The sequence below is a fragment of the Aliiruegeria haliotis genome (genome assembly GCF_003003255.1).
GTDB classification, from domain to species: Bacteria; Pseudomonadota; Alphaproteobacteria; order Rhodobacterales; family Rhodobacteraceae; genus Tropicimonas; species Tropicimonas haliotis.
Genome location: NZ_PVTD01000007.1, coordinates 75,685 through 101,955 on the forward strand (window position 1 = coordinate 75,685; position 26,271 = coordinate 101,955).

Annotated in this window: 26 protein-coding genes; 12 read left to right on the top strand and 14 right to left on the bottom strand. The window is 61.3% G+C overall.

What is annotated here, in order from left to right:
• Window positions 1-198: 198 nt before the first annotated feature.
• The gene (locus tag CLV78_RS16155) at window positions 199-1,056 is read left to right on the top strand and encodes a formate/nitrite transporter family protein (RefSeq protein ID WP_106205910.1); all 858 of its coding nucleotides are present in this window, start codon (window positions 199-201) and stop codon (window positions 1,054-1,056) included.
• 88 nt (window positions 1,057-1,144) lie between these two features.
• Here CLV78_RS16155 and CLV78_RS23945 read toward each other — a convergent pair whose 3' ends face one another.
• Window positions 1,145-1,315 carry a hypothetical protein gene (locus CLV78_RS23945; RefSeq protein WP_158263563.1) on the bottom strand — a complete coding sequence of 57 codons (171 nt, stop codon included), beginning with the start codon at window positions 1,313-1,315 and terminating at the stop codon, window positions 1,145-1,147.
• 275 nt (window positions 1,316-1,590) lie between these two features.
• Here CLV78_RS23945 and CLV78_RS16165 point away from each other — a divergent pair, with 275 nt between their 5' ends.
• Entirely contained in the window at window positions 1,591-2,337 is a 747-nt protein-coding gene (locus CLV78_RS16165) for a Crp/Fnr family transcriptional regulator (protein WP_106205914.1), read from the top strand.
• A 39-nt stretch (window positions 2,338-2,376) separates the two neighbouring features.
• Here CLV78_RS16165 and CLV78_RS16170 read toward each other — a convergent pair whose 3' ends face one another.
• Window positions 2,377-4,140 (bottom strand): sensor histidine kinase, encoded by a 1,764-nt coding sequence (locus tag CLV78_RS16170; RefSeq protein ID WP_106205916.1) that lies wholly within the window; start codon window positions 4,138-4,140, stop codon window positions 2,377-2,379.
• Here CLV78_RS16170 and CLV78_RS23950 point away from each other — a divergent pair.
• Both CLV78_RS23950 and CLV78_RS16175 read left to right on the top strand, forming a co-directional pair.
• Window positions 4,140-4,289 (top strand): hypothetical protein, encoded by a 150-nt coding sequence (locus tag CLV78_RS23950; protein WP_158263564.1) that lies wholly within the window; start codon window positions 4,140-4,142, stop codon window positions 4,287-4,289. The two genes, CLV78_RS16170 and CLV78_RS23950, sit on opposite strands and share 1 nt — an antisense overlap.
• 249 nt (window positions 4,290-4,538) lie before the next feature.
• Window positions 4,539-5,387, top strand: a complete 849-nt coding sequence (locus tag CLV78_RS16175; protein WP_106205918.1) for a response regulator — start codon at window positions 4,539-4,541, stop codon at window positions 5,385-5,387.
• 120 nt (window positions 5,388-5,507) lie between these two features.
• Here the strand turns inward: CLV78_RS16175 and CLV78_RS16180 are convergent, their stop codons facing one another.
• The 8 genes from CLV78_RS16180 to CLV78_RS16215 all read right to left on the bottom strand — a co-directional run bounded on the left by CLV78_RS16180 (window position 5,508) and on the right by CLV78_RS16215 (window position 10,847).
• A complete protein-coding gene (locus tag CLV78_RS16180) occupies window positions 5,508-6,032 on the bottom strand; it encodes a CreA family protein (RefSeq protein ID WP_106205920.1) in 525 nt (174 codons plus the stop codon).
• A gap of 327 nt (window positions 6,033-6,359) precedes the next feature.
• Entirely contained in the window at window positions 6,360-6,980 is a 621-nt protein-coding gene (locus CLV78_RS16185; protein WP_106205922.1) for an exopolysaccharide biosynthesis protein, read from the bottom strand.
• 75 nt (window positions 6,981-7,055) lie between these two features.
• The gene (locus tag CLV78_RS16190) at window positions 7,056-7,940 is read right to left on the bottom strand and encodes a YihY/virulence factor BrkB family protein (RefSeq protein WP_342751838.1); all 885 of its coding nucleotides are present in this window, start codon (window positions 7,938-7,940) and stop codon (window positions 7,056-7,058) included.
• 367 nt (window positions 7,941-8,307) lie between these two features.
• Window positions 8,308-8,694 carry a YidH family protein gene (locus CLV78_RS16195; RefSeq protein WP_106205926.1) on the bottom strand — a complete coding sequence of 129 codons (387 nt, stop codon included), beginning with the start codon at window positions 8,692-8,694 and terminating at the stop codon, window positions 8,308-8,310.
• A 44-nt stretch (window positions 8,695-8,738) separates the two neighbouring features.
• A complete protein-coding gene (locus tag CLV78_RS16200) occupies window positions 8,739-9,710 on the bottom strand; it encodes an FUSC family protein (protein WP_106205928.1) in 972 nt (323 codons plus the stop codon).
• Window positions 9,711-9,725: 15 nt separating this feature from the next.
• A complete protein-coding gene (locus tag CLV78_RS16205; protein WP_106205930.1) occupies window positions 9,726-9,989 on the bottom strand; it encodes a Rho termination factor N-terminal domain-containing protein in 264 nt (87 codons plus the stop codon).
• Between the two features lie 163 nt (window positions 9,990-10,152).
• Window positions 10,153-10,638 carry a baeRF12 domain-containing protein gene (locus CLV78_RS16210; RefSeq protein ID WP_425427957.1) on the bottom strand — a complete coding sequence of 162 codons (486 nt, stop codon included), beginning with the start codon at window positions 10,636-10,638 and terminating at the stop codon, window positions 10,153-10,155.
• Window positions 10,638-10,847: a hypothetical protein gene (locus CLV78_RS16215; RefSeq protein ID WP_106205932.1), complete on the bottom strand. Its 210-nt coding sequence runs from the start codon at window positions 10,845-10,847 to the stop codon at window positions 10,638-10,640. Before CLV78_RS16215 ends, CLV78_RS16210 begins: the two co-directional genes overlap by 1 nt.
• Window positions 10,848-11,351: 504 nt before the next feature.
• Here CLV78_RS16215 and CLV78_RS16220 point away from each other — a divergent pair.
• The gene (locus CLV78_RS16220; RefSeq protein WP_106205934.1) at window positions 11,352-11,570 is read left to right on the top strand and encodes a transposase; all 219 of its coding nucleotides are present in this window, start codon (window positions 11,352-11,354) and stop codon (window positions 11,568-11,570) included.
• A 261-nt stretch (window positions 11,571-11,831) separates the two neighbouring features.
• Here CLV78_RS16220 and CLV78_RS16225 read toward each other — a convergent pair whose 3' ends face one another.
• Window positions 11,832-12,995, bottom strand: coding sequence for an AraC family transcriptional regulator (locus CLV78_RS16225; RefSeq protein WP_146136708.1), 1,164 nt, complete (start codon window positions 12,993-12,995; stop codon window positions 11,832-11,834).
• On the opposite strand from CLV78_RS16225, the gene CLV78_RS16230 reads away from it, so the two are divergent.
• The 3 genes from CLV78_RS16230 to CLV78_RS16240 all read left to right on the top strand — a co-directional run bounded on the left by CLV78_RS16230 (window position 12,988) and on the right by CLV78_RS16240 (window position 16,329).
• The gene (locus CLV78_RS16230; protein WP_106205938.1) at window positions 12,988-15,486 is read left to right on the top strand and encodes an arylsulfatase; all 2,499 of its coding nucleotides are present in this window, start codon (window positions 12,988-12,990) and stop codon (window positions 15,484-15,486) included. The genes CLV78_RS16225 and CLV78_RS16230 overlap by 8 nt on opposite strands.
• A gap of 82 nt (window positions 15,487-15,568) precedes the next feature.
• Window positions 15,569-15,907, top strand: a complete 339-nt coding sequence (locus tag CLV78_RS16235) for a hypothetical protein (protein WP_106205940.1) — start codon at window positions 15,569-15,571, stop codon at window positions 15,905-15,907.
• Window positions 15,904-16,329 carry a cysteine rich repeat-containing protein gene (locus tag CLV78_RS16240; protein WP_106205942.1) on the top strand — a complete coding sequence of 142 codons (426 nt, stop codon included), beginning with the start codon at window positions 15,904-15,906 and terminating at the stop codon, window positions 16,327-16,329. The genes CLV78_RS16235 and CLV78_RS16240 overlap by 4 nt, the downstream gene beginning before the upstream one ends.
• 1,048 nt (window positions 16,330-17,377) lie before the next feature.
• Here the strand turns inward: CLV78_RS16240 and CLV78_RS16245 are convergent.
• The 3 genes from CLV78_RS16245 to CLV78_RS16255 all read right to left on the bottom strand — a co-directional run bounded on the left by CLV78_RS16245 (window position 17,378) and on the right by CLV78_RS16255 (window position 21,831).
• Complete coding sequence (locus tag CLV78_RS16245) at window positions 17,378-18,967, bottom strand: fucose isomerase (RefSeq protein ID WP_106205944.1); 1,590 nt, start codon at window positions 18,965-18,967, stop codon at window positions 17,378-17,380.
• Complete coding sequence (locus CLV78_RS16250; protein ID WP_106205946.1) at window positions 18,964-20,598, bottom strand: FGGY-family carbohydrate kinase; 1,635 nt, start codon at window positions 20,596-20,598, stop codon at window positions 18,964-18,966. Before CLV78_RS16250 ends, CLV78_RS16245 begins: the two co-directional genes overlap by 4 nt.
• A gap of 192 nt (window positions 20,599-20,790) precedes the next feature.
• The gene (locus CLV78_RS16255) at window positions 20,791-21,831 is read right to left on the bottom strand and encodes a LacI family DNA-binding transcriptional regulator (RefSeq protein WP_211301011.1); all 1,041 of its coding nucleotides are present in this window, start codon (window positions 21,829-21,831) and stop codon (window positions 20,791-20,793) included.
• Window positions 21,832-22,017: 186 nt separating this feature from the next.
• Here CLV78_RS16255 and CLV78_RS16260 point away from each other — a divergent pair, with 186 nt between their 5' ends.
• From CLV78_RS16260 to CLV78_RS16275, 4 genes are all read left to right on the top strand, one after another.
• Window positions 22,018-23,304, top strand: coding sequence for an ABC transporter substrate-binding protein (locus CLV78_RS16260; protein WP_106205950.1), 1,287 nt, complete (start codon window positions 22,018-22,020; stop codon window positions 23,302-23,304).
• Window positions 23,305-23,374: 70 nt separating this feature from the next.
• The gene (locus CLV78_RS16265; protein ID WP_106205952.1) at window positions 23,375-24,280 is read left to right on the top strand and encodes a carbohydrate ABC transporter permease; all 906 of its coding nucleotides are present in this window, start codon (window positions 23,375-23,377) and stop codon (window positions 24,278-24,280) included.
• Window positions 24,281-24,283: 3 nt separating this feature from the next.
• The gene (locus CLV78_RS16270) at window positions 24,284-25,108 is read left to right on the top strand and encodes a carbohydrate ABC transporter permease (RefSeq protein WP_245925121.1); all 825 of its coding nucleotides are present in this window, start codon (window positions 24,284-24,286) and stop codon (window positions 25,106-25,108) included.
• Window positions 25,109-25,124: 16 nt separating this feature from the next.
• The gene (locus CLV78_RS16275) at window positions 25,125-26,249 is read left to right on the top strand and encodes an ABC transporter ATP-binding protein (RefSeq protein ID WP_106205954.1); all 1,125 of its coding nucleotides are present in this window, start codon (window positions 25,125-25,127) and stop codon (window positions 26,247-26,249) included.
• Window positions 26,250-26,271 lie beyond the last annotated feature (22 nt).

The window sequence follows — 26,271 nt, forward strand, 5'->3', positions numbered from 1 at the left end:
AGCAATTTCCCGGCGTTCTCCGAAGTGCCGGACCTTCACGCGCCGCCCGCGTCGCCCGCACCATGCGCGCTATCGACTCGGCAGCCGTCCTGCAGCGACTGAAGAGTATCGACCACGCCAACGGCACGAGGCGGAGTGCATTGTAACACGCCAAGCCAACGTAGGGCGGGCGACCCGGACCAGAGAACGAGGACGCAAATGACCGACACCAAAATCACCCCAACGGGCCCTGTCGAAGAGGAGAAGCTTGAGCAGGCCGAACCTCTTGCCCCGCCCCTGATCTACGAGGCCGTGCGGCGCGAAGGTCTCGCTGAACTGAAGCGACCCTTTCAGGCGTTGTTCTTTTCCGGCATTGCCGCAGGGATCCTGATCAGCGCGTCGGTCCTCGGCGAAGCGATCTTTCGTACCTACCTTCCAGAGGCGCCGTGGCGACCGCTGGTCGAGAACCTCGGCTATTCGCTCGGCTTTCTGCTGGTGATCCTTGGCCGGATGCAACTTTTTACCGAGAACACCATCACGACTGTGATGCCGTTCATAGCCGGCCCATCGGTGAAGAAGGCGGCAATGGTCGCCCGGCTTTGGTCCGTGGTGCTTGGAGCGAATGTCATCGGGGCGTTCATGGCCGCCGCCATGTTCCACACCGAAGCTGTTCCCAGCAATCTGTCACCGGCGATCCGGGCGCTTTCCGAACATGCGATCGGCATTGGAGCGTGGGACAGCTTCCTTCGCGGCATCCCTGCGGGCCTCCTGATCGCAACCCTGGTCTGGATCCTCGCGCAGGGCCGAACATCGGAGTTCCTTGTCATCCTCGCAATCACATGGCTGATTGCTGCCGGCGATTTCACACACATCGTCGCAGGCTCGGTCGAGGCGGCCTACCTGCTGATCGACGGCGCCGCTTCGCTTCCGGAGGTCCTGACAGGGTTCTTCGTGCCGGTATTCCTCGGAAATGTTGTTGGCGGGACGGCTGTGTTTACCATGCTGGCCTGGGGACAGGTGAAGGAAGAGATTGCGACAGACAGCGCCGCTCGACACCGCGTGGCGCGGGCGGAATGATCGGCACTCTGCCCGCCCTCGCCCCCCCGAGGCGATGTCTGCGATGTGGGGAAACCCTCATCGCACAGGCGGCGAACCCATAGTGCCGTCAATCGAGACCACCGCTTTTCTCGATGGCTTCTATCAGCGAGGACGTGGTGAACGGGATCGGAAGGCGCACGACAGCCTGCTGTTTCGACACGGCCTTTGGGTCCGGTTCCTCCGTGACCCCTTCGATGACAACCCACTGCGCGCCCGTGTCTCCCAGTTCTTCGGTCAAGGCTCTATAGCAGGACCGGGTTCCCAGATGGCCAGCAACGACCAACCGGGGCGGCGGTGGCGAACGCATGGACGCCACAGCGTCTGAATAGGTCGCCGCAACGACGGGGGCGCAGTTTTTCCACCGGTCCGAGACGATTTCGGCGATGTCCTCCGCGATGAGTGGGGTGGACTCAACTATGAGGATCTGGTGCATTGCTCTCACACGATCAGTTGGACGATCACCTTTAGACCGCTAGCGGGACCCCGGTCTTTAACATTTGATGTAGAGGGATCATGAAAGCAGAAACTGATTGCGCCGCCTGCCCTCTTCGGAAGTTCGCGCTCTTCGAGGCGCTTGACGAAAACGATGAAGAGGCGACCCGTCGCTTCAAGGACGGAGAGCGCCGGGTCGACCCCGGCACCATCCTGATGCATGAAGGCATGGTCAGCGAGGACTTCTACACCGTGCTTTCGGGCATGGGCTTGCGGTACAAAACGACACCCGATGGCAAGAGGCAGGTGATCAACTTCGTTCTTCCGGGAGATTTCATCGGTTTGCAGTCCGGCCTGATGTCCGAGATGAAGCACTCGGTGGAAACGACGACGCGGATGCACCTCTGCCGCTTCAAGCGCTCCTCCCTTCTGCCCTTCATGCGAAACAACCCCGGCCGCGCATTCGACGTGACCTGGTTGTCTGCTGTCGAGGAAAACCTCGTGGCCGAAGCGCTGGTGTCTATCGGGCAGCAACCGGCTGCCACGCGATTGGCCTGGGCCCTGCACAGGCTCTACACCCGCATTTCCGCTGTGGGCGCGGACCTCGGGCCTGGACGGATCCCCCTGCCTTACACTCAGCAGGACATGGCCGACGCGCTTGGCCTGTCTCTGGTGCATACCAACCGTATCCTGCGGCTTTTGCAAACCGACGGGATGATCAGTTGGCGCGACAAGGTCCTGACTGTGCATGATGAGCGCGCACTCGCGAACCGGGCGGGCATGACGGCCGACATGCAGGAGACGATCCCGCGACGCCCACTGATCTGACCCGTTTGCACGGCGAACCGGCCAAGGGCTTCATCCGCCTCAGTCCGCCTGATCGCTCTCCGGGTCAACGACTGGCAGCGCCACGAAGGTCATCGAGACGCAATAGATACCGTCATCGACCGACACAACAACCCGGCCGCCAAGTTGCAACGCGAACGTCTGGATAAGACGCTGACCCAGTGAGGTTGAAGGGCTCTGGACCTGCAACTGTCGCGCCTGTGCTGCCGAAACGCTGTTTTCGATACGAACCTCGACACCACCTTCGGCATCGGTTTCGCGTAATTGATAGCGAACCCAAGGGGCCGCGCCCCCGTCGGAATCGGCATAGGACACGGCATTCGCCAAGCCTTCGATCGTGAAAAAGGCCAACGGCAGAGCCTGATCCGGCGTCAACGGCACCGAGGCCACGTCCCGTTCGATCGGAATGTCGATCCTGTCCGCCCGTTTCGGCACGACATCCGCCAACATGCGGAACACCCGCTCCAGCAGATCATCGGCACGGAGCTTTCCAATGGCATCAGTTCGGTAGAGCACCTTGTGCACAACGGCCATGCCCGCGACCCGCCGCTGGATGCCATCCAGAACGGCCATCGATTCCGCTTCCTCGATGCCCCGGGACTGCATGTTGATCAGCGACGAGATCATCTGAAGGTTGTTGGATACGCGGTGATGAACCTCTTTCAGCAGCACCTTTTGCTCAACCATTGCATTCAGCAGATCAGCCTCGTCACGGATCAGCTTCTCGGCCATTTCCGCAAACGTCGTCTCGATATAGGCCAGTTCCTGCGCGACCTTCTGCTCCGGCGGAGCAGGCAGCTCACGTACCGCTGCGAAACGGCGCATCTTGTTGGCAAGACCACGCACGCTCGCCACGACCTGCCGCTCGACGGTCAGGGTGATGAGGATGAGGCTGGCCAGCCACATGGCGAGGGCAAAGGCTGCGGGCGTGGATAGAAAGAAGCGCGGATCGAACCCTTTGGGCTCGGTCGACCAGGCCCCAACGGCAAAGAACGACCCTGCAACAACCGGAACCACCGAGTAATGCGTCATGGTCCCCGCGCCGCTCTCGGCGTCGAAGTTCTGCGCCTGCTCTCCGTCAACGGTGAGTACCTGTTGATCCTTCGGAAGCACGGAAGCGGCGTCCTCCAGCTCGAAGGACGCGGTCACCAACTCGCCGTTCGCATTGGCGGTGAAGAACCACGCACTCGCATCGCTGACCGGCGAATTGGCCATCTCCAGCACGGTTTCCCTCGGAAGTGAGACGGTCATGAAGCCCAGAAGCTCATCATTCGCGCGCCGGATCGGAGCGGTAACGATGACAACGGCCTGTTTCGACATGGGACCGTTCGCGCTCACGTCGACCCGGATGCGCGGATCTGCAAGCGCACGTTGAAAGCTCTCCGTTTGAGAGAACTCGCCGGTCTGCCCGGTTGAGGAGCAGGTCATGTTGCCTTCGGTGTCCACGGCTCCGGCGAACACATAGGCACCATCCGATCGCGAAACGAACGCCCTGAGGTGTTCCGAGCAGGCCGGCGACGATAGTCCGAATGAAGCGGCAGAAAGCGCGAGGGCCTGCGAGGCGCCAATTGCCGTGTCGACCAGCGCACGCTCAGCCTGCGCGATTTGCACCGTCTCCGCTTGCAAGGCTTCTTCGGTCCTCAGGCGCAGATCTTCCTCGATCTGCATCGACTGGAGCATTGCGATCAGGCCCAAGGGGAGCAACGCCAGCGTCAGAAGGAAGCCCAGCCTCCTCGACAAGCCCCACCGGTTCTCCACCTGCCCGGTTGTCTCGGTGTCCGTCATTGTGCACCAGCACCCGGATCGCCTTCCGGATCATCGCCGCTGGCGTTCCCGGCATGGCCGGTGGGCGGAAGCGCGACATTCCCAAGCTTGCCCAGCAATCCGAGGAACTCATCGGACATGTCTTCACACGTGTCGTCCTCGAATGCTGACCGCAAGCTCGCTTCCAATTGCGCTCTGGCCAGATTGCTGATCCTGCCCTGTCTCACGTCATGCCTCGCCCGGTCTTCCTTTCCACCAACATCGGTGAACCACCTGCTCCGGCCTGTGCAACAACCGGAAAACAAACAAGAACCGGCATTGGATGCCGGCGCGGCCAATATTTCTCTGACCTTTGCACGGAACCAACGCACAAGTTGCGCGTTAGTTCCCCGAAACAGCAATCTTTTTTGGGAAACAAAATGACGCCGCAGGATACCTCCGCTGCCGAAGCGCCACGCACCATGCGCGGGCTCATCGCCCCCCACCTGCCCTTCCTTCGTCGCTATGCCCGTGCCCTGACCGGGCAGCAGGTCAGCGGGGACAGACTGGCGGCCATGACACTCGAGGCGATCCTGGCGGAGCCCGAAGCGCTTCCTGTCGGATCTTTGTCCCAAAGGGCCGCACTGTACTACGTCTTTCACCGCATCTGGGTCAGCCTTGGCCGCCCGATGGCAGACGACACGCAGGAGAGCGACCCGCTGCGGGCACGCGCGCAGGACAAGATCGCGAAGCTCACTGAGAACACGCGGGAGGCGCTGCTGCTCCACACGGTCGAAGACTTCTCGGTCCAGGATGTCGCGGCCATCATGGAACTGACCTTAGATGAAGCCCGCCATTTGATCGAAACCGCACAAAACGAAATGCTCGGTGCCGTTGCGGGTCGGGTGATGATCATTGAGGACGAGGTATTGATTGCAATGGACCTTCAGTCCATCGTCGAAAGCCTCGGCCACACTGTCACCGGCATTGCCCGGACGAAGGATGAAGCCGTGGCGCTCGGCAAGGCCAGCGAGCCCGACCTTATCCTCGCCGACATTCGGCTGGCAGATGACTCCAGCGGTATCGACGCAGTCAACGAGCTTTTGGAAGCGTCCCCCCAGGTGCCAGTGATCTTCATCACCGCGTACCCCGAACGCCTGTTGACCGGAGAGCGCCCGGAACCCGCTTTCCTGATTGCCAAGCCGTTCAACCAACAGCAGGTCATCTCCGCCGTGGGACAGGCGATGTTCTTCGCCTCGACGGCGCCACTGCATCGGCAATCGGCTTGAAGAAGAGCGCCTCCAGAGGCCCTCGCTTCAGTGCTGGAAGTTGCCGCCAGCAAGGCTGAGCCACCCTGGATGGCGATCCGGTCGCACCCACAATGGCGACCGGAACGCCATCAGGAGCCGCTATTGCGACTGGAGCGGCACAACAGCAGACAAGGCCATTTTGCCCGATCCGTCCGTGACTTGCGCGCCATGACTGAGATAGACCAGCGCGTTTCGAGCCGGATCGGCAATTCGCGTCACCTTGAGCGACTTGAGAATGAGCGACTGGCGTTCGGAGAAAATCTTTTCCTTCCGGGGAAGGTTGGCGATGTCCTCTGACGCGATGGGACCGGTCGCAACGCAATCGATGGCGCTGTAGCTCGGGTCTTCGAACCAGTTTCCCTTCTGGAGACGATCAATCATCCCCCGGTCGAAGTACGAGACGTAGCAGGCGACTTGAGGCAGATCAGGATCCTGAACGACTTCCACGATGACGTCGTTGCCCACCCAATCCACACCCACCTCGGCCACCACATCGGCATGCGCAGACAGGGGTGTGGCAAGGGCAACAAGCAGGCTGGCGCCCTTCGCCCACTTGCCTGCACGATTGACCGCTGACGTGCGGTGCGCTTTCAGGTCAGTCGGACGGGGTTTCCTGGCGGTCATACGCGATCTCCGGTTTCGTCTGCAGTGCACCACATGGGCAAGCTCGCTTTCCCAACGCGCAACGACCCATTTCGTTCCACTATAAGCGCACTTGGACCAGCGGCGATCGCCGGCCATCCCTGCCCTTTTCCACCTGTCCTTCGGTTCTGAACGCGGTCAGTTCGCTGCGCGTCTGTCCTCGCCCCCCAGAAGGATTTCTCGCGCCGTCCATTTTCACGGCGCCGATCGTCTTGCTTTGGCAACCGTTGTGCTCCCTGCGACGAGTGGCCGGGTGCAGCATGCACTTTCCCATGAAAATGACCGGTCTCAGGTCCGTCTTGCAGACCCTCAAACGGCGCTGAGCAAGGTCAGTGGCAGGGCCAGCGCCGTGCCGAGGGCGGCAAACCCGAACAGAGCGAACACGCCGTCGCGCATGAGCAGAGAGGTCGAAAACAGCACGACCGCAAGGCCGAGGATCGACGACGAAAAGGGCACGAGTTCCAGCAACGGCATGGCGCATCCGCAAATGAGGCACAAAAGCTGGATGGTCGAGCGTCCGGCCGGCTTCATCAACAACTGGAGGCGCTCCTTGGAGTGATCGTCCAACCAATCCGCAATCGACCGGAGGCGTATCATGACCCTTTCCGCCTTGTCGCCGTCAAGTTCGCGGCGCATCAGCCATCCGGGAAGCCAAAGCGACTCGCTCTGCATCAGCATTTGTACGGCGACGAATGCGATGGCGAGGCCACAGACAGTGGCAAACCCCGGAATGCCGCTCAGCGGCGATACGACCAGCAGCGCCGGCACCAGCATCACCGGCACGAAGCAGTCTGACCCGAACGCATCCGTCACTTCGGCAAGCGAGACCGTGTTCTGCTCCGCCAGTTCGGCCACGTTGTCGACGATGCATCGCACGGGCCGGTCCACCTCCTCCAGATCGGGCGCGGAAACGGAGTTGTTGTCGGTCATGGTGATTTGCCTTTCAGAAGGTGGCCGCCTGGCGCCCGCATCGCGAATGGTGCGCTGCCTGAGCGAAAACGCGGCCTATTGGCTGCCGACCGCTTCGCCGAGGCTATCTGCCTTGACGGCACCGCGCTCGCCCATCGGCTTCTCCGGCCCGACAGTCGAATCCTTCCGTGTCTGGGCCTCCATCTCTCCGTTCAACTCGGCGCCAAGCAGGATGATGAAGGCCGAGATCCACAACCACATCAGAAGCACGATGACACCGGCCAGCGCTCCAAAGCTCTCATTGTAGCTGCCAAAGGTACTGACGTAGAAGGCGAAGCCCGCCGATCCGGCCATCCAGAGCGCGCAGGCCACGATGGCTCCGGGCGTTACCCATTCGACCCGGGCCGCCGTGCGCGACGGCCCCCAGCGATACAGCAGGGCAAGGCCGATCATGGTCAGCACGAGCATCGCGACCCACGCGAGAGCAGTGCCACCAGCTTCGGCGACGCCACCCAGATTGATCGTGGCGAGGGTCGATGGCAGGACGATTGCCACCAGCACGCCGATGATGAGGCCGATGAGCAACAGCACGGTCATCCCCAGCGTCACGGCGGTCAACAAGAAGTATCCCCTCTTCTCCTTCTCGTCGTAGGCGACGTTCAGCCCGGTGATCAGGCCCCGCACCCCGCGCGACGCGGAGTAGATAGCCAAGCCGAGACTGAAGAGAGCGGCCAGCCCAAGGCGACCGTTCTCGGCCCCGGACACCTCCTGGGCCTGGCGTGTGATGATGTCGAGCGCGTCCTGCGGCACAAGCCCTGCGAGTTGGGACAGCGTATCCACGATCTCGTCTGGCTCGACCAACAGGCCCCCGATCGCAAGCACCGCGCTGATCGCAGGAAACACCGAGAGCAGACCATAGAATGCAGCGCCGGCGGCAATCAGGGAAATGTGGTCGGCAGTGACCTCATTCTTGACCCTCAACAGGATATCCTTCCACCCGGAGCGGGGGATCTGCGTCGGGGAAGTCGCCGTGCGTCCACGTGCCATGAGGGACCTCACTCTGATTGCAAAACAAAGCTGAACGGTGGCCCGGAAGCGGGGCTCCCGGCCGAACAGCAAACGGGAAAGTGTTGGATGGATGATGCGGCGGCACAATGCACCGCGAAAGGAGCGCCGATTAGAAGAGGAAACTGATGATTGCCAATGCCACGACGACGACGCCGATGATGTAGAAAAGCCGGTGCATGCTATTTGTCTCCGTTACTGATGCTTTCCTAGACAACGGCTCGCACCGGATTTGGTTCCCACGCACGGGCCATGTTTCCGGAATCGGTGACCGTGACCGGGCTCAAAGCGTCCAGAGAATGATCCCCGTGGCCACGGCCCCGATGCTGAGGATTGCGGCAAGCAAAGCCATTCGGCGCGCCGACTGAGCTTCCGCATCATGCTCGGACATACGTTTGTGGGCCTTGCGCGACTTTCTGACCGACGCCCAGAAGATCAGGAGGGCGGACAGGACGAAAATCTCGGCAACAGCCTTCGCCAGGAGCGGATAGTCCGTGTCCTGGAAGACGGCCTTCAAACCGAGCGCCACAGCGATACAAGCCATTCCGGTGCGCATCCAACTGGCAAATGTACGCTCGTTGGCAAGGATCGTGCGGTCCTCCGCCCATGCTGTGCGTGTATCGGCCAGTTCCTCTGAGGAGGGATTCTCGGAAAGATTGGTATCGGGCATCTGCGGATCAGGTCCTTGGTTGCGCGACCGTCAATAGGTGACGCTCAGGTGATTGCCTCGGTCAACTTGCGGGATTCTGTAACCAGTTCCGCCAAACCAAAATCGAGCACAGCGTTGTGAATCGCCTCGGGGTCGTCCGCCTCTTCAACCTGCCCCAAGTCGGGAGAGACCGGCAACTCGGCGTGCTCGCCGTCGGCCAGCTTCAAGAGCGCGTCGCAGATGCCTTCCATTTTCTGGCGCGTGCCTTCGTCGGCCGTCCAGCCTTCTTCCACGGCACGGTCGATGATCACGATGGAATTGTAGACCCGTCTCAGGTGCTGGATCTGGTCGTTCGCACCCGCGATGCTTCCCAGCCGCATTTCTTCGGCTGCGGTCGCCGCCCGGTCAAACTCCTGCCGGTAACGGCGGTCTGCCTCTGCTGCCACGGTGTTGCAATTGCTAGATGACGCTTTGAGCACTTGGGCCAAACGTTCCGAGAGTGCTGCCAGCGCCGCTCGACGATGCCGCACAAATCGCGCCTTGGCGCGATCCGGCCACACTAGGATCGACACTGCAATCCCCACCCCGACACCGATCAGAATGGCAACTCCACGGTCGATGCTCACGTCGACGACGTTCTCCGGATGGCCCAAAGACAAGGCAATCGCCGCCACCGTTCCATATTGCCATGACGGCCGCACGACCGAAATGGCGTTCAGCAGGAATACCGTGGTCGCGAGTGCGGAAACGGTGCCCCAGTGGCGTGGCAACAGCCAGAGGCACAGCAGCCCGATCAGCGACCCGACGAGCGTGGCCGCGATGCGGTGCATGCCGGCCCCGACGCTTTCGTCGGTATTGGTGGACAGGATGAACACCGCAGACAGGACCGCCAGGAACTCTTCCGGCAACGCCAGGCTGCGCATCAAGATGAGGGACGTGGCGGCGGCCACCGCTCCCTGGACACCAAGACGGATCGCCTCGCTGCCTTCGTGATGCCAGCGAAATTTCTCGACTGCCTGGTTGAATACGGACCCCACGACGCGCAACGTCTCCTACCCTTTGCGGAGTGCGTCTATGAGGTCGTCCTTTGACATGTCTGAACGGCCGTCGATCTCCAACTCCTGCGCCCGCTCGTACAGCTCTTCCTTGGTCCATGCCTCGTAGGCACTGGCCGATCCGCCCTTTTGACCAGGATTCTGCCGGTCGTTCGCGTGGGCATTCGCAATTCGCGCGGCCTTCTCCTTGCTGGCTCCATCCTCGCGCAGCGCTTCATAAACGTCGTCATCCTTGACCGAGGGTCCATGATCTGATGTCACAACCGGTCTCCGCAGTTTGAACGGTGAAAAAAATGGTGGGCCGCCAGGGGTGTGGTCGGCCCACCAAGTGAGGGACATTGAGCAGGCTCGCGACGAACCGTCTCTGTCTCGTGAACGTTTCAACGGCAAATTGGTTCCACAGCTTGACTGGGAAACTGGCCAATCAGCCGAATTCGACGGTGCTCCTGTCCCGCGCAGTCCCAAGCAGATCGGCAAGGCGCGCTTCGAGCTTGTCGATGGGCTCGTTGGTCAGGTTCTTGTCGACCTCGGCCACCACTTTGTCGCGCACTTCACTGTGCAACTCGGTGCGCAGATTGCCCAGCAGCGAGGGCGCAGCGACGATCACAATTTCCTCGAAGTCACCAGCTATGGCGCGTCGATACAGAAGGTCCGCCACATCGGTCGCAAAACGTTCCTTCTCCAGTTCGTGCCAGTCGGTATCCGCGACGGCCGAGCGCTGTACGGAGGGTCCATCGTTGAAACGTCCCGGCTTGTGCGCCCCCTGCTCCCGGGTCGCTGGATTGTCCTGCGTCTCCTTGCGGACGACCTCGAAGTGGAAGTCGAATGCGTCCCCCACATTGCGCAGGAACAACGCCTTTTCGCTGTCGGCGACGAGAACCCATGTTCCGGTCATGATCGTGGTACCCATCATTGATCCTCCTCTTCGTCGCTGCGGAGCACCCGGGTCTTGCCAGCCGGGCGTTCGTTGGCGCGTTTCAATTCGTCTCGCGTACCGATGTCGCGCGGCAGACGCCCACCGGAGCGGCCCTGTTGAGAGACGCTGCCTTCTGCACCGAGGAAATCCTTGTCCTCGTCCTTTTCCTTGCTCGGGTCATAACTCCGGGATTGTTTGCTCATGGTCCTGTTCCTTTCTTTCCCTGTCGCGTTGGACACCGACGGGCGTTTGGTGTTTGAACCGCCTCGCCCGCTCGGGCGCGCAGTGCACAGGGATCGGCACCGCCTTCTTCACACCGACAACGATTGCGAGAGGGAAATGTTCCGGCAGGTAAGACCTCTAACAGATCGAGAACGCCCCAACGCGCGCCCACCCGGCAGAGGCAAAGCGTCAAAGACCATTCCACCCACGGTGGCATTCCCGTCTGAAAGCCAGGACGAACGTTGATGTGCCGTTTTTGCCAAGTGCGGCATGGAGAATGACTGCTCGGACTCGGAATCAAGCTTCTGATATTGCGTCTGAAAAATAGTTGCGGCGACTCATAACCAGTGGTCTGGAACTCGTCGCGCAGCAGGCAGAGTGACTTGGTATTCTGCCCGAACTCCCTTGTCAGTCCAGACTACTTCGCCATGGATTGCCCTCCAAAACACCGGGCCATTGTCTGAACACGAAACGGGGGACACGAGATGCCTCGACGAAGGTACCCGGATGAGGACATCTGGAAGCTGCTGCGTGAGATAGAGCTGAAACTGGCGGATGGAGATGTCGTGCGGTCGGCCTGTCGTGCGGTCGGTGTCAGTGACCCAACCTTCTACAACTTGTGTCGTCGGTTTGGCGGCATCGGCAAATACCAGCTATCGGATTTGCGCAACATGGAGAAACAGAATGCCAGGCTGAGGAGCTAACGGGAGCGTGGCCGCAGTGCGGCCGTGTAGGCCCGCAGAACAGTGGCAGAGCGAGAACTCGATAGGCTCATTCTCAAGGAAAGCCTGAACCACCAGAAGCCCAGGGTCACGCTGACCGACAGGTGATTGCGGGGCAACTACTGAGAGGGAGACGACAAGCCAGTTTCGTCAGGCCGCCATTCAAACGCGTCAGAAGCTCGCCACACCCACTGCTCGCTGACGCCGATATCCCGAGACCAACGAGCGCATCTCCACCTGCTTTCAGCTACTCGATGTCAACTCTCTCGGCGGTTTTCCGGTCCAGCGCCGCATCGCTCGCGTCAGGGTTTCCTGGTTGGCGTAGCCGAGTTCGGTTGCGAGGTCTTTGAGCAGTGGTGGCGCCGGCTCCTCCAACCTCGCAATTGCCATGCTGGCCCGTGTGCCTTCCACGAGGCCAGAGAAGCTCTTTCCTTCTTCGCGAAGACGGCGTTTGAACGTCCGACTGCTCATGTCCGCGGCAGCGGCCACAGCATCGACACTGGGCTTCGTCCGCGGCAGCATGCTGGCAAGCAAAGTAACGACATCGTCGGCCAGGCAGTTACCTAGCTTCAGAGGGGGCACGGTGGGGTCGGCGATCTCGGACGCACGTTCCCGAACGCTCTCAGGCATCAAGCAATCAGCGACCTGCCCGTCTATTGCGATATCCAACAGGCGGTCCTTGCGGCCGCCGACCCTTTCTCCGAGGAACGGTTCCAGGTGTGAAACACCCTCACTTGGATGCGGAACAAGTCCGAGTGTGGCGATGCTGGTGGGGAACCCCGTCGCCTCGCTGCAGATCATGTCCACGAGAGAGGCCACATATTGCTGGACATAGTGCAGAACCTCGTCCTCTCCGAGATTCAGTGTCCAGCCGTCATTGATAGTGATGCCGGGACCATCCGTCTGAACGGCAAAGATCTCATGGGTAGAGTGAACGGGCATGCTCTGTGAAAGCCTCCGAAACCCGGCACGCACCGTGGGGCCCATGAGGGCCGCCGCACCAATGAAGCCAATCTCGTAGCCGCCACGACCCCTTGCGATCCGCCAGGGCGTGTCGGGACCATCGGTTCTTGCAATGTCCACCAGCAACCGAACCGCGCCAGAAAGCGGAATAGGAAGAAGGGGATCCCCCGTCGATATCCACTCAAGGCCGGCGCGCGTCATGAAGGGCGCAGGATCGTGGCCGGCCTCGACCAGCCATCGGTGCATCGGTGCGATCGATGCGGCCCGGATCAATGGAATGCTCTGCGACATAAACTCTCCTCTCGTGTGGATGATTATGGCCCAGGAAGTCAAATTCAAGCCGAATACCTTGATACAAATCATGATTGCGAGATGCCGCAATTTGAAGAGTGCGGTCGATGTCCGGAGAACGGGCGCAACAACAGAGGAAACGAAGATGTTCAAACGCGATATCTTTGCAGCCGTGTTGACAGGGGCAGTTCTGCTGATGCAGACGACGCTCCCCGTCGTGGCTGAAACAGCATCCGGTGCACCGGGCGCAACCCGGGTGATCGAGGGCGCGCAACTGCCGCCGGCGCCAGGGAAGTTTGGTGGTGATATCGAGCCTCAAGCAATGAAGTCGACGCCCTGGTGGCCCCCACGCGTAGTGCCGCCCAAGGACGCGCCCAATGTCCTGTTGATCATCCTCGACGATGCCGGCTTCGGCATTCCCAGTACGTTCGGCGGCGTGATCCCGACGGACACGATGGACGCGCTGGCCAAGGAAGGTCTGAGCTACACCAACATTCACTCCACCGCGCTCTGCTCACCGACCCGCGCGGCGCTGATCACCGGGCGCAACCACCATTCGGTGGGCTTCGGCGTGATCTCGGAGCAATCGACCGGCTATCCGGGATACAACTCCATCATCCCCGACAGCAAGGCGACGATCGGGCGGATCCTGCTGGAGAACGGCTACAACACCTCGTGGTTTGGCAAAGACCACAACACGCCGGCCTTCGCGGCGAGCCAGTCCGGCCCGTTCGATCAATGGCCGACCGGCATGGGTTTCGAATATTTCTACGGTTTTGTCGGTGGGGACGCCAACCAGTGGCAGCCGAACCTGTTCCGCAACACCACCCAGATCTACCCGTTCGACGGAGATCCGGAGTGGAACCTGATCACCGGCATGGCGGATGATGCCATCGACTGGATCACGCGGATGCACCAGATCGACCCGGACAAGCCCTTCCTGGTGAAATACGCGCCGGGCGCCACCCATGCCCCGCATCACCCGACGAAGGAATGGGTCGAGAAGATCGAGAAGATGGAACTCTTCGACGACGGCTATGAAGCGCTGCGCGAGACGATCTTCGAGAACCAGAAGAAGTTGGGGCTTGTGCCCGAGGATGCGACGCTCGCCCCCTGGCCGGCAGACAAGATCAAGCCGTGGGATCAACTGACGGACGAGGAGAAGAAACTCTTCATCCGCCAGGTCGAGGTCTTTGCCGCCTATGCCGCCTATACCGATCACGAGATCGGCCGGGTTGTGCAGGCCGTCGAGGATTTGGGTGAGACCGACAATACGCTCATCATCTACATCAACGGCGACAACGGCACCTCTGCCGAAGGTGGCCCGATGGGTACGCCAAACGAGGTGGCATGGTTCAACGGCATCGCCGCGATGCCCGCCAAGACACAGATGCAGTGGTATGACGACTGGGGCACCGAGGCGACCTACAACCACATGTCCGCCGGCTGGTCCTGGGCACTCGATACGCCCTTCGACCACTTCAAGCAGAATGCCAACCGCCTGGGCGGCATCCGGCAGAACATGGTGGTCTCCTGGCCCAACGGCATCACCGACAAGGGCGGCATGCGCGACCAGTTCATGCATGTGATCGACGTCGTGCCGACCATCCTCGAGGTTGCCGGGATCGACGCGCCGCAGGAGGTTGACGGCATCATCCAGTCGCCGATCGAGGGCACGAGCTTTGCCTATACGTTCGACAAGGCGAACGCGACGGCGCCGAGCCGCCACCGGACCCAGTATTTCGAGATGATGGGCCAGTGGGCGCTCTATCACGAAGGCTGGCTGCTGAGCACCAAGGTCAACCGGATGCCATGGGAAACGCCAAAAACGCCGAACGCGGACCCGCTCAACAACCAGGTGCTGCAACTCTATGACCTGACGACGGACATGAACCAGCGCAAGGATCTTGCCAAGGATCATCCGGAGAAGGTCGAAGAGTTGAAGACGATCTTTATCGAGGAGGCGAAGAAGTACCAGGTCTTCCCGATGGATGCCTCGGTGACATCTCGCCTTGCCCAGCCGCGGCCGAACATCACCGCTGGCCGGAGCGAGTTCGTCTACACCCAGCCGATGACGGGCCTGCCGCAGGGCGACTCGCCCTCGCTGCTCAACGCGTCCTACACGATCACTGCCGAGATCGACGTGCCGGAGGGCGGCGCAGAAGGCATGATCTTGACCTCGGGCGGTCGGTTCGCGGGTTACGGCTTCTACCTGCTCAAGGGCGTGCCGGTCTTCACCTGGAACATGCTCAACCTCGAGCGCATCCAGTGGAAGGGACAAGAGGCGCTGACCCCGGGCAAGCATACTGTCGAGTTCGACTTCAAATATGACGGGCTCGGTGCGGAAACCCTCGCCTATGGCAGCACCAGCGGCCTCGGCCAGGGCGGCACCGGTACGTTGAAGGTGGACGGCAAGGAGGTCGCTTCGAAGCAGATGAAGCACACCATCCCGACGATCCTGCAATGGGACGAGGCCTTCGATGTGGGCGTGGACACGCTGACCGGCGTCTATGACACCGACTACACGCCGCCCTTCGCGCTGACCGCGAAGCTCGACAAGCTGACCATCAAGGTCGACCGGCCAAAGCTGAGCAAGGCAGACATCCAGAAGCTCGAGGAAGCCGCCCAGAAAGCGAGTGACTGAACCGAAGGGCGTCGGCCGGGCCCCATCGCCCGGCCGACGACACACTCAAAAAGCGACCAGAATCCGAACCAGGGAGGGATGTATGGCGACCAAATTGAACGGATGGAAAAGGAGCCTTTGGGTCACGGCCTTTGCCGCCGGGCTGGTGTTTTCCTGGACCAGCGGACCTGTCGAAACAATCACCGGAACCGACCTGTCCGGCAGGCTCGGTTTCGCGGTCGCCGAGGCGCGCCCGGGCGCTCGCACTGTGCGTCGCGTCGATCGGCGCACCACGCGCCGGACCGTTGCGGCGACCACCGCGTACCTCAGCACCTTGCCGGGGAATTGCCCCCAGCGGGGTCGCTATTGGTATTGCGACGGCACCTACTACGAGCAGGTAAACCATGAGGGACAAGACGTCTATGTGGTGGTGACGCCATGATCCGGATCACACAAGCCGTCCTGCGGCTGTCCGCCATATCCTGCCTTGTCCTGACCGCGCTGGTATCGACACCCGAACCGGCCGCAGCCAACGACATCATCGGTGCCTGCGAAACGGAGATTGCCACCTTCTGCGCCGCGGTCGAGCCGGGCCACGGGCGGCTCGCAGCTTGTCTCTATGCCCATGAGAACAAGCTCGATGCGGCCTGCGACAGCGCGATCGGCGATCTTGGCGACATGCTTGACTTGTTCTTCGAGGAGGTCCGTTTCCTGTCCCAGGTATGTGCCGATGACATGACCAATCTCTGCGCCGAAAGCGCCGCGGAAGCCGGCGGTCACTTCTACTGCCTGAAGGAACACCAGACGGAGCTTTCACCGGGCTGTGCAGCCGTCGTCGAACCCCTGCGTCTGATTGACGACTGAGCTGCTCACGCGCTTGCTTCCTGGTGGGGAGCAAGCCTACCAGCCGAGAGAAACCCGAAAACACGTGAGCCGAAGGTTGCTGCACCGGCGTAGCTTGGGTTGCGTCGATTGAAGGAACTGCATCACTCGGAATACGACTTTTGTTGCGGGGTACTACGCTCCGGCGCCTTGGGTGTGGCGGTGAGCGGTGAGCGGACACACACTCCCTGCGGCTGAGGCGTTTCAAGCGCCGATCACGACAGTTCTCGTCGCAGAAACGCGGCAGCCGGATCCGGTCTTTCTCGGTGCATATTGATCGCACCGGAGCAGCCGAACGGAACGGTTTAGCACCCGCTCCCCCGAACACACTGCTCGTTGAGCGAGATCGTCGTCACCAGGGCGACAGCGATGCCCCTTGAGCGTGTCGTTGTCGGGCAATCAAAGCCAGCGCGGCTGCGGAAGGATCGCACTGCGGGGGGCTGTCGGACGAGTTTGCGCCACTCTCCGAATAGTCAGTCAGCCCACCCAATATGCCGCGCTGAGTTCGCGCCCCTCGTTGGAGCGGCGAGACGGCCGGCCGGAGTCGTGGAGGGCCTACCAGCGGTCGCTCAATACAGCCCTCCCGTTCCGCATTCTCGTATCAAAGCTCTCCAAAACGTCTTCTTCTTGATAACAGACTGCCAGCGTTCATCGTTGACCTTTGCGAGAGCATCGTCGAGGTTCCTGCGCCACTGTGACCAAACATACCGGCGTTCTGCGTGTTTTCCACGAATCCTGGAAGCGAAAGTCGGGCTAAATCGCCGCTGCCGGAACTGAACGGCTTCATGACCGATCTCGATCCCGCGCTTTCGCGAAAGGCCTTCGCCGTCTCCGAATCAGAGTGGAAATCTGAAGGACAGCATCGCCACCAAGCGGGCCGTTTCCGGGCCGATCATGAGGTGCTTGCAAGGATCGCCTCTCGTTGCCCGGCAAGGCTGGCCAGCCCCTGCCCGGCCTCAAACCAAGGTCGTGTGACAACCCGACCGTCGGACTGCACGACGCCCCCCAACCGGGGGGCGCAGCAGATATCTCAGATCCCGCAGATATTGACCGAAATCCCGAGCTTCCTGGCCAGCTCGGCGCGGATTGCGAGTGCCCGGTCGGCCTCGTCTGCGCTGTTTGCGTAAACGACCTGGATGTGATTGGCACGGTGCCGCGCCATCATCTGATCCCGGCTGACGCCAGTCAGCACTCCGTGCATGACCGGCCATTCCGGAGTGGTCGAAGCGCTGCGGCGATTGGTTTCCGCTTCCGGAAGTGACACCGCCTGACCGCGGCCAATGTCCATGTGAAGAGCCCCATCTTCGACGAAAATCCGCGACCAGATGATCTCGCCCGGCTTGGCGATGCCCTTGAGCGTTCCGCCGCCATTGGGGAAGAACATCGGCGGCTGCCGCAAGCTCTCGCTTCCGGCCCAGCCTCCTACGTTGTGCGCCGGCGGAACCGCACCGGAGATCTCGAACACCCAGACAAAGTCGTCACGGTTCCCCGACCGGTCCGCATCTCCCCACCGAAGGTCATGCAAGGTCGTCTCCACTGGCTGACCAAGCGCCCGATGAACCCGGTTGATCAGGACGGCATCGAGGCCGGCGCATTCATCCACCTCATTGAAATGCACGATCGCTTCGCCCGGGCGGATCGGCTGGCCGTCCGCGTCAACGACATCGGGCCGGTCATCGTTGTTGAGCATCCCTTCCACCAGATCCGAAGCTGGCATCAGGTCTTTCAACCCCTGCTGGTACTGTATGCCTATGGCTTCGCAGCCAAACTCATCGGCCAGCCGAACAGCCGCGATATACATCCGGCATTGGTCAATCACCTGCGCCTCGGTCAGATCGGTCGCGTGATCCGGGCCGAAGTCGAACGAAAGCCCCCGCGCCTTCAGCCAGTCGAACACGGCGCGGGCTTCGACCTCGGGCACCTGTGTTGCGGCATGGAACAGCGTGGATTGTGACAGCCGTTCCTTGAACACGCCGAGCGGCATCAGAAGCTCGTCGGGGATGATGGCGTTGAACATCCCCATGCAACCTTCATCGAAAACGCCGAGGATCACCTTGTTGCGCATCAGGTCATCTGCGATGGCCGAAACGATGTTGCGATCCTCAGCGCCGAGATCGGCCCCCTCGAAGGGCCGGACATGGCTCAAGTCATGCGTGACCGAACCGGAATCCAACCACTCACGCAGACCGGCGAGGAAGAAATCGTCATCGAAATTCTCGCTCCATAGCGTGGAAAACCGCACGCCCGCCTTGATGAGCGAGCCATTGAGGTTGAGCATCCCGACCAACCCCGGCCACTGCCCGGACCAGTTTGCCACCGTCAGGATCGGCCCCTTGTGAGAGGTCAGCCCGGCGAGAACGTGGTGGGAGTATTGCCAGACCGCTTCTGCCACGATCAATGGGGCCTGCGGATCGATACCGCGAAAGACGTCCATGCCCTCGCGCTGCGAAGCGATGAAGCCGTGGCCGGCAGGCTTGATCGGGTGAGCCCGCTTCACGCTGTGGCCCATGTCCGCCAACACTTCGGTCAGCCCGTCCTCCATCGCCTTTTGCGCAGGCCAGCACATCACGTTGGCGCTTTCCCGAAGGTCGCCACTGGCGATCAGGGTAATCTCGGTCATTGTTCCGTCTCCTCGGAGTGCATGAGTTCGGCGTAGGCGGCGAAGTCGTCCTGCATCCGCCTGAACACCCGGTACTTTCTGTCGTGGTATCGGGCGATTGCGTCGCCACGCGGCCTGACGACCCGTCCCGGCCCGCTCATGGCCCGCATCGCGGCCTCAAGGCTTTCGTAGTCGCCGCCGGCCACCGCACCCAACATGGCCGAGCCGAGCAAGACGGGCTCCTGCTGGTCCGGCACGATCACGCTGACGCCACAGGCATCGGCCAACTCGCGCAGAAACAATGCGTTCTTCGCCAATCCGCCGCTGACCACCATCGTCGAGACAGGGGCACCTCGCGATGCCATTTCCTCCAGAACATGTCGGGTGCCATAGGCCAGCGCCTGAAGGGTCGCGAGGTAGTCGAGGGCAAGGTCCGTCATCCCGTGGTCGAGCGACAGCCCGCTGATTGCGCCTCGGCGTGTCGGGTCGGCCAAGGGCGCGCGGTTGCCATGAAAGTCGGGCTGGACGTGCCGTTCGGTCGTCAGAACCGTTGTCTCCTGTCCCATCTCCTCCAAGAGTTCTTGAAGGATACGGTGGATGCTCCTGCCCGACGATTTGGCCCGTTCGTGCAGTTCAGCGCTGGCGGAGTGACGCGCGATAACGGCGTCGATCAGTGCGCCGGCCGCCGATTGCCCGCCTTCCAGCGCCCAGAGGCCAGGAAGCAGCACCGAGTAATATGGCCCCCAGACGCCAGGAACGAAGACCGGGTCCGACGACAATGCGATGTGACAGGTCGATGTGCCGGCGATCACCGCCATCCGCTCGCTCAGCGCGGCGACATCGGGCTGGCAGCCAAGTGTGCCAAGTGCACCCGAATAGGCGTCGATCAATCCCGCGGCGACGGGGATACCCGCGACCAATCCCAGTTCGTCGGCCGCCTCCGATGTCAGAGACCCGATCGGTTCTTCGGGGGCGCAAAAGGCATCGCCGATTTTCGTGCGGCCTTCGCCAGTAAGATCCTCGAGGCCAATCCTCGTGAGGAAGGCGTCGTCCCACCCCTCTCCCGATTGTCCCTTGTGGGCAAGGTAGGTCCATTTGCACGTGCTCGAGCACAACGAGCGCGTCTTGCTCCCGGTGGCTCGCCACGCCAACCAATCAGGAAGGTCAAAGAACAGTCCGGCCTTCGCCCAGACATCCGGCAAGTTGCTCTTCAGCCACCGCAACTTGGGCATTTCCATTTCTGGCGAAATCGCTTTGCCGACGTAGTCCAGCACACCCGCCCCGGTTGCGTTGATCTCGTCGGCGTCACTGATAGCGCGGTGATCCATCCACAGGATGATGTCCTGCTCCGGAGCCCCATCTGGCGAGATGCTCAACGGCGCACCATCACCTTCGGAGACAACGAGGGAGCAAGTCGCGTCAAACCCGATCCCGCCAATATCTTCCGGCGCGACACCGGATTGATCCATCGCCTTGCGAACGGACGCGCAGATCGCTCGCCAGATATCGACCGAGGATTGCTGTGCGAAATCGGCGGCCGGTCGCCAGGTCCGGGTGTCGCGGGAACCGACGCCCAACAGACGCCCTTCGCTGTCAAACACGCCGGCCCGCGCGCTACCGGTGCCAACGTCGATGCCAAGATAGCAGCTCATGTCCGTCCCTCGATCCTATCCATTCGATGTATCCCCGGTCGGAGCGACCTATCGCCGGCGCATCGCTGAAAAGCGCCGGACTTACTGAAAGGCAATGCAGCCAATGGCTTGCATCCATCGGCCTCGGGATAGCCGACTTTCGAAACTGCATTTGCCTGACCTTCCGGTCCCATTCTGACGGCCACCCTTGGGCTAGCGAGCGCGGGGTGGCGCGGTTGAGCCACCAAGCTCGAGCTCCGGAACCATGAAGGCCTCGCGCGGCGGTTGGCCCGTATCCGCGCCCGGAAGGGCCAGCCGCTCCAGCAGCCACCCGGTTGCCTTGGCCGCCATTTTTGAAACCGGTTGAGCCGTGCATGTTACTCTCGGTTCGATCAGATCGCTCCAGGGAAGGTTGTCGACACTGGCCAGCGAAACGTCCTCCGGGCAACGCAGCCCAAGCGCCCGGACCGCCTTCAGGGCGCCGTGCGCGGAGGTGTTGTTCGCCGTGATGATAGCGGTGGGCGGCTCCGGTCGGTTCAGCAGATGGAGCGCCTGCGCATAAGACGGCTCTGACCGGAACTGACCATTCACCACGAGGTCATCAGGCAAGGGCAAACCCGCTTCCGACATCGTCTCCCTGATACCTTCCAGCCGTTCACGGGCGGTCCAGAGCCCCGGTGTTCCCGCGATATGAGCAATCCGGCGATGACCAAGGTCCAGCAGATGCCGGGTGAGCATTCGAACGGCGAGCCGATTGTCCAGGCCGACGTGGTCACAGGCCAATCCATCCAGATGCTGGTCGAAGGTCACGAACGTCATCGGTAGCGAGGTAAGCTCCTCCACGTACTGCGCATCATTGCCGGACGCGGTGAGGATTGCCCCGCGAATCCGCATGGACTGGAAACGCCGCAGAATCTCGCGCTCCCGGTCCGGGCTGTCATCGCTGGTCGCCGTAATGACCAGAAAACCCTGTTGCGCAGCATTTTCCTGCACCGCCCGCAAGATCGACCCGTTGTGGGGGTTGCGCATGTCACTGACCATGAACCCGATCAGCTTGTTTCTGCCGGACTTGAGGCTTTGGGCCATCGCATTTGGCGCATAGCCGATCGCTCGCGCGGCGCTCAGCACGCGCTCAAGCGTGTCAGCCGAGACCCGCTCAGGCGCACTGAACGACAGCGATGCCGTGGACTTTGCCACCCCGGCCCGCTGCGCGACATCGGAGATTGTTGCATGTTTTCCGGTTCGTCGCGTCAAACTCGGCACCTCGTAGTTACGAACCGGTTCGAAGAAAGCCGGTTCACCTTACCGCCCTGAGAGTAGGCTTCTGAAAAAATTGTAGCCAACTCATCTCGATTTGACCATAGTAAATATCGAACCGGTTCGATTGATTCGACGCGATGCCCGCAAGAAGGTCGACCGGTCCGATTCTGGGAGGAAGCAATGAAAGTACTGGGCACCGCCTGCGTTGTGTCTCTGGCAGCACTGGCCATTGGAATGCCGGCCGTCGCGGCCGACAAGGCGACGGTCAAGTTCTGGACCCTCAAGAACCCTGGCATGGCAGAATTCGCCGCAGAAGCCATAGAGGCCTTCAAGGAGAAGCGCCCCGACATCGAGGTTGTCTACGAGGACTTTCCGAACGAAGCGTACAAAACCGCGATTCAGGTTGCCTTGAATGGCTCCGAGCCGCCCGACGCGTTCTACAACTGGGTCGGCGAGGACTCTGCCCGCCTAGTGCGGGAAGGCCTGGTCATGGACGTGTCCGAATACGGCACAGAGCCGGACGGGTTCCAGTCAATTCTGAGCGACGGCTGGCTCTCGACACTGCAATATGACGGCAAGCAATACGGTGTTCCGCTGGAGGCCGTGTCCAAGTTCTTCTACTACAACACGAACTTCTTCGCCGAGCATGAGCTGAAAGTGCCGGATTCCTTCGATGGCCTGCTACAGAGCTGCCGCGATATCCGTGCGATCGACGAAGACATCGTGCCGATGCCGCTGGGCAACTCGGAACGCTGGAAGCTCAACCACTTCATCACCATGCTGAACGAACGCGTCGTTGGGCATGAGGCGGCGAACCCGGACTATGCGCTGGAGGCCGACGACGCCACGCTCTTCACCAATCCGCGGTATGTTGAGGCTCTTCAAAAGGTTCTCGACCTGCAGGAAGCTGGCTGTTTCCAGGATGCGCCGAACGCCACGTCGCCCGAGTTGACGCGCACGATGTTCGCCACCGAGGCCTCCCCGATGATCTATTGCGGGTCTTGGTGTGCCGGCATTTTCAACGGCGAAGGTTTCGAGGACTTCAAGATGTTCCGCATGCCGGAAGTCAAAGGTGGTGACGGCGCCGATGGCACCAACTTCCTGATTGTCCAAGGCTACCAGATCTCGGCCAAGAGCAAGTACCCCGAAGAGACCGTTGCCTGGCTGAGCCACCTGGTTTCTCCGGAAATGGCCGTTCGCTATGCCGAGACGATGGGCCGTGTTCCGTCCAACCCGGCGAGCCTCGACAGCTCCGATCAGCTGACGGAATCGTTCAAGTGGATCGCCAAGGACGTCTCGGAGATCACCGTTCCGATCAACGTGCTTGACGTGAAACTGGAGAACACGGTTTCCGAAGCCTACCTCGACGGCGGCGTCGAACTGCTCAACGGAACCCTTACTCCCGAGCAGGTGATGGAAAAGGTGCGGGAAACCGCGCTCAAGGCCAAGGCCAAACTTGACAAGTAACCCCATCACCTGACCCCGCGTCCGCCCAACCATCTATGGGCGGACGCATTTTCCCGGAGAAGGCTCCGTCATGTCACAGACATCCCGGCCCCGCAGTCGGAGCGGCAACCTGGCCGCCGAAAAACTGACCTACGCAGCCATGCTCACACCAGCTCTGCTGCTTCTCGCGGTCTTCGTCTTCATCCCGGTCGCGCTCGTGATCTACGGATCGCTGTTCGACTTCGGCCTGACCTCCCGCGACTGGACGTTCGTCGGCCTCGGGAACTACGTCGAGGCCTTTGGCGACGACGTTTTCTGGATCGCGCTGCGCAACAACCTCATCATCGTTATCGGTTCCATCGTCCTCCAGGTCGGCTTCGGTACGCTTCTGGCGGCGGTTCTTGACCGCGGTGTCCGGCTCGGTCGAACGTTGATGCGGACCATTATCTTTGCACCGATGGTTATTTCCAGCGTTGCCGTCGGCCTCATCTGGCTCATCATCCTCGACCCGAATGTCGGCCCACTGAATGCCGTGGTGAAGGGCGTTGGCCTGACCCCGCCAAAACTCGGCTGGCTCGGCGATCCCTCGATCTCGATCTGGGTCGTTCTCGGTATCGCCGCCTGGCAATACACCGGCTTCATGATGGTCCTGATCCTTGCCGGACTACAGGCAGTACCGAAAGACATCTACCAGGCAGCCGCACTCGACGGCGCCACCGGGCTTCGGGCCTTCTGGTACATCACCCTGCCCTCCATCCGGAACATCCTGATCGTGGCGATCCTCATCACGACGGTTGGTGGCTTCAAGGTGTTCGACCTGATCTTCGTGACGACCGGCGGCGGGCCAGCAAACTCCACGCAAGTGCTCGGTACCTACATCTACCTGCAAGCGTTCAACATCGGTGAAATGGGCTTTGCCAACGCGATCTCCGTGGTCCTGCTGCTGATCGCGGTCGGGTTGGGCTGGCTGCAACTCAAGACATCTCGGAAGGCGTGACCGGTGGAACAGCGTAGATTCAAGGCAACGTCCCTCGTCCTGTACGGTTTCACCGGACTGTGGAGCCTGATGGTCCTGATACCCATCGCCTACATGATCATGGCCGCGTTCAAGACCAAGCGTTCCATGTTCATAGACCCGATCGGATGGCCTGACGCCCTCAACTGGGAAAGCTTCGAGCGTGCCTGGGGCGTCGGTGTTGGCGGGTTCATGATCAACTCGGTCCTCGTGACATTCCTGTCAGTCGTGGTGATTGTCATCTTCTCAGGCATGGCAGCCTATGCATTGACACGAATGCCCGGGCGAAGCGGGCAGATCATTTATCTGCTGATCGTCGCCGGGTTCGCGATACCGGTACAGGCCGTGTTGGTTCCAGTGTTCCAGATCATGTCCGGAGCCGGGTTCCTGAACTCACGGCTGGCGCTGGTCCTTCCCTACGCCGCCTACGGCATCCCGTTCACAGTGATCCTGTTTTACGCTTTCTTCCTGGACTTCCCTCGCGAACTGGAAGAGGCCGCGCGTCTTGATGGATGTACCCGGTTCCAGACTTTCCTGCGGGTGATCCTGCCGCTGTCCGGCCCTGCCATCGCCAGCGCCGCGATCTTCCAATCCGTCTTCATCTGGAACGAGTTCATCCTGGCACTGCTGATCCTCACCAAGCCGGCATTCAAGACTTTGCCGGTCGGGATCCTCGAACTTCAGGGCGAATTTACGTCCGATTGGCCGGCGGTGATGGCCGGGCTCACACTCGCCACCCTGCCGCTGCTGCTGATCTTCGTTCTGGCACAGAAATACTTTGTCCGCAGCCTCGCGGGCCTGGGCAAATGACAAAGGACACACCCTCATGAGCACCGTTGAGATATCGGGCCTCGTAAAGAACTTCGGCGCGTTCCAGGCACTCAAGTCCATCGATCTTTCTATCGGAGACGGAGAGTTCGTGGTCATGGTGGGGCCATCTGGCTGTGGCAAGTCCACATTGCTACGCGCGATTGCCGGACTGGAAATGCCCGATGACGGCATGATCATGGTTGGCGACCGCGACGTGACCTTCGAAGAGCCGGCCGACCGTGGCGTAGCGATGGTCTTCCAGAACTACGCGCTCTACCCGCATATGACCGTGGCAGGGAACATGGGGTTCGGGCTGAAAATGGCCGGGATCGCGAAGGACGCCATTGCGGACGCCGTACAACGGGCCTCCGACATCCTGAGCATCGGGGATCACCTCCACAAGCAGCCCAAGGCGCTGTCTGGAGGGCAGAAACAACGCGTCGCCATCGGCCGCGCAATTACCCGGCAGCCGAAGGTGTTCCTGTTCGACGAGCCGCTCTCAAACCTCGATGCCGCGTTGCGCACGCGGATGCGTGTGGAACTGGGCCGGCTGCACAACGAACTGAATGCCACGATGATCTATGTCACGCACGATCAGACCGAAGCGATGACGATGGCCGATCGCATCGTGGTTCTGAGCAGCGGCGCCATCGAGCAGGTCGGAAGCCCGCGAGACCTTTACAACCGGCCGGGCAACCTTTTCGTGGCGGGCTTTCTCGGCTCACCGAAGATGAACGTTCTGCAAGCAACCCTGGTGTCCGCTACAGACGGCGAACTGACCGCTTCAGTTGCCGGGTTGCCCGATATCACGCGCCCGCTGGACGTGACCGAGGGCCGTGAACTGGCCGTCGGTGACAAGGTTTTGCTGGGCATACGGCCCGAGGCGCTCGGTGAAGGTGACATCAGTTTCAATCTCAAGGCACGGGTTGTCGAGAACCTTGGTCGGGAGACTCTCATCTACGGGACGCCCGAGAATTTCCGCTCTTGCGACGGCGATGCGGAAGACGGCGATATCGTCGTCCAGTATCCGCGCCAATACGATGCCGCAGCAGGGCAGACACTCACTGTCGGAATGCCCCTCGATGCCTTCTACATCTTCGACTCCGATGGACGGACCCGCAGCTTCGCCGCCGCCCACTAAACGCACATCAAGGACGTTTCCC

What these genes read in the sequence shown, in the direction of transcription:
- CLV78_RS16235 (WP_106205940.1), top strand. Translation starts at nt 15,569, where the DNA reads ATGGCGACCAAATTGAACGGATGGAAAAGGAGCCTTTGGGTCACGGCC.
- CLV78_RS16195 (WP_106205926.1), bottom strand. Translation starts at nt 8,694, where the DNA reads ATGCCCGATACCAATCTTTCCGAGAATCCCTCCTCAGAGGAACTGGCC.
- CLV78_RS16210 (WP_425427957.1), bottom strand. Translation starts at nt 10,638, where the DNA reads ATGGGTACCACGATCATGACCGGAACATGGGTTCTCGTCGCCGACAGC.
- CLV78_RS16265 (WP_106205952.1), top strand. Translation starts at nt 23,375, where the DNA reads ATGTCACAGACATCCCGGCCCCGCAGTCGGAGCGGCAACCTGGCCGCC.
- CLV78_RS16250 (WP_106205946.1), bottom strand. Translation starts at nt 20,598, where the DNA reads ATGAGCTGCTATCTTGGCATCGACGTTGGCACCGGTAGCGCGCGGGCC.
- CLV78_RS16245 (WP_106205944.1), bottom strand. Translation starts at nt 18,967, where the DNA reads ATGACCGAGATTACCCTGATCGCCAGTGGCGACCTTCGGGAAAGCGCC.
- CLV78_RS16165 (WP_106205914.1), top strand. Translation starts at nt 1,591, where the DNA reads ATGAAAGCAGAAACTGATTGCGCCGCCTGCCCTCTTCGGAAGTTCGCG.
- CLV78_RS16240 (WP_106205942.1), top strand. Translation starts at nt 15,904, where the DNA reads ATGATCCGGATCACACAAGCCGTCCTGCGGCTGTCCGCCATATCCTGC.
- CLV78_RS16220 (WP_106205934.1), top strand. Translation starts at nt 11,352, where the DNA reads ATGCCTCGACGAAGGTACCCGGATGAGGACATCTGGAAGCTGCTGCGT.
- CLV78_RS16215 (WP_106205932.1), bottom strand. Translation starts at nt 10,847, where the DNA reads ATGAGCAAACAATCCCGGAGTTATGACCCGAGCAAGGAAAAGGACGAG.
- CLV78_RS16175 (WP_106205918.1), top strand. Translation starts at nt 4,539, where the DNA reads ATGACGCCGCAGGATACCTCCGCTGCCGAAGCGCCACGCACCATGCGC.
- CLV78_RS16275 (WP_106205954.1), top strand. Translation starts at nt 25,125, where the DNA reads ATGAGCACCGTTGAGATATCGGGCCTCGTAAAGAACTTCGGCGCGTTC.
- CLV78_RS16180 (WP_106205920.1), bottom strand. Translation starts at nt 6,032, where the DNA reads ATGACCGCCAGGAAACCCCGTCCGACTGACCTGAAAGCGCACCGCACG.
- CLV78_RS16185 (WP_106205922.1), bottom strand. Translation starts at nt 6,980, where the DNA reads ATGACCGACAACAACTCCGTTTCCGCGCCCGATCTGGAGGAGGTGGAC.
- CLV78_RS16155 (WP_106205910.1), top strand. Translation starts at nt 199, where the DNA reads ATGACCGACACCAAAATCACCCCAACGGGCCCTGTCGAAGAGGAGAAG.
- CLV78_RS16230 (WP_106205938.1), top strand. Translation starts at nt 12,988, where the DNA reads ATGTTCAAACGCGATATCTTTGCAGCCGTGTTGACAGGGGCAGTTCTG.
- CLV78_RS16170 (WP_106205916.1), bottom strand. Translation starts at nt 4,140, where the DNA reads ATGACGGACACCGAGACAACCGGGCAGGTGGAGAACCGGTGGGGCTTG.
- CLV78_RS16260 (WP_106205950.1), top strand. Translation starts at nt 22,018, where the DNA reads ATGAAAGTACTGGGCACCGCCTGCGTTGTGTCTCTGGCAGCACTGGCC.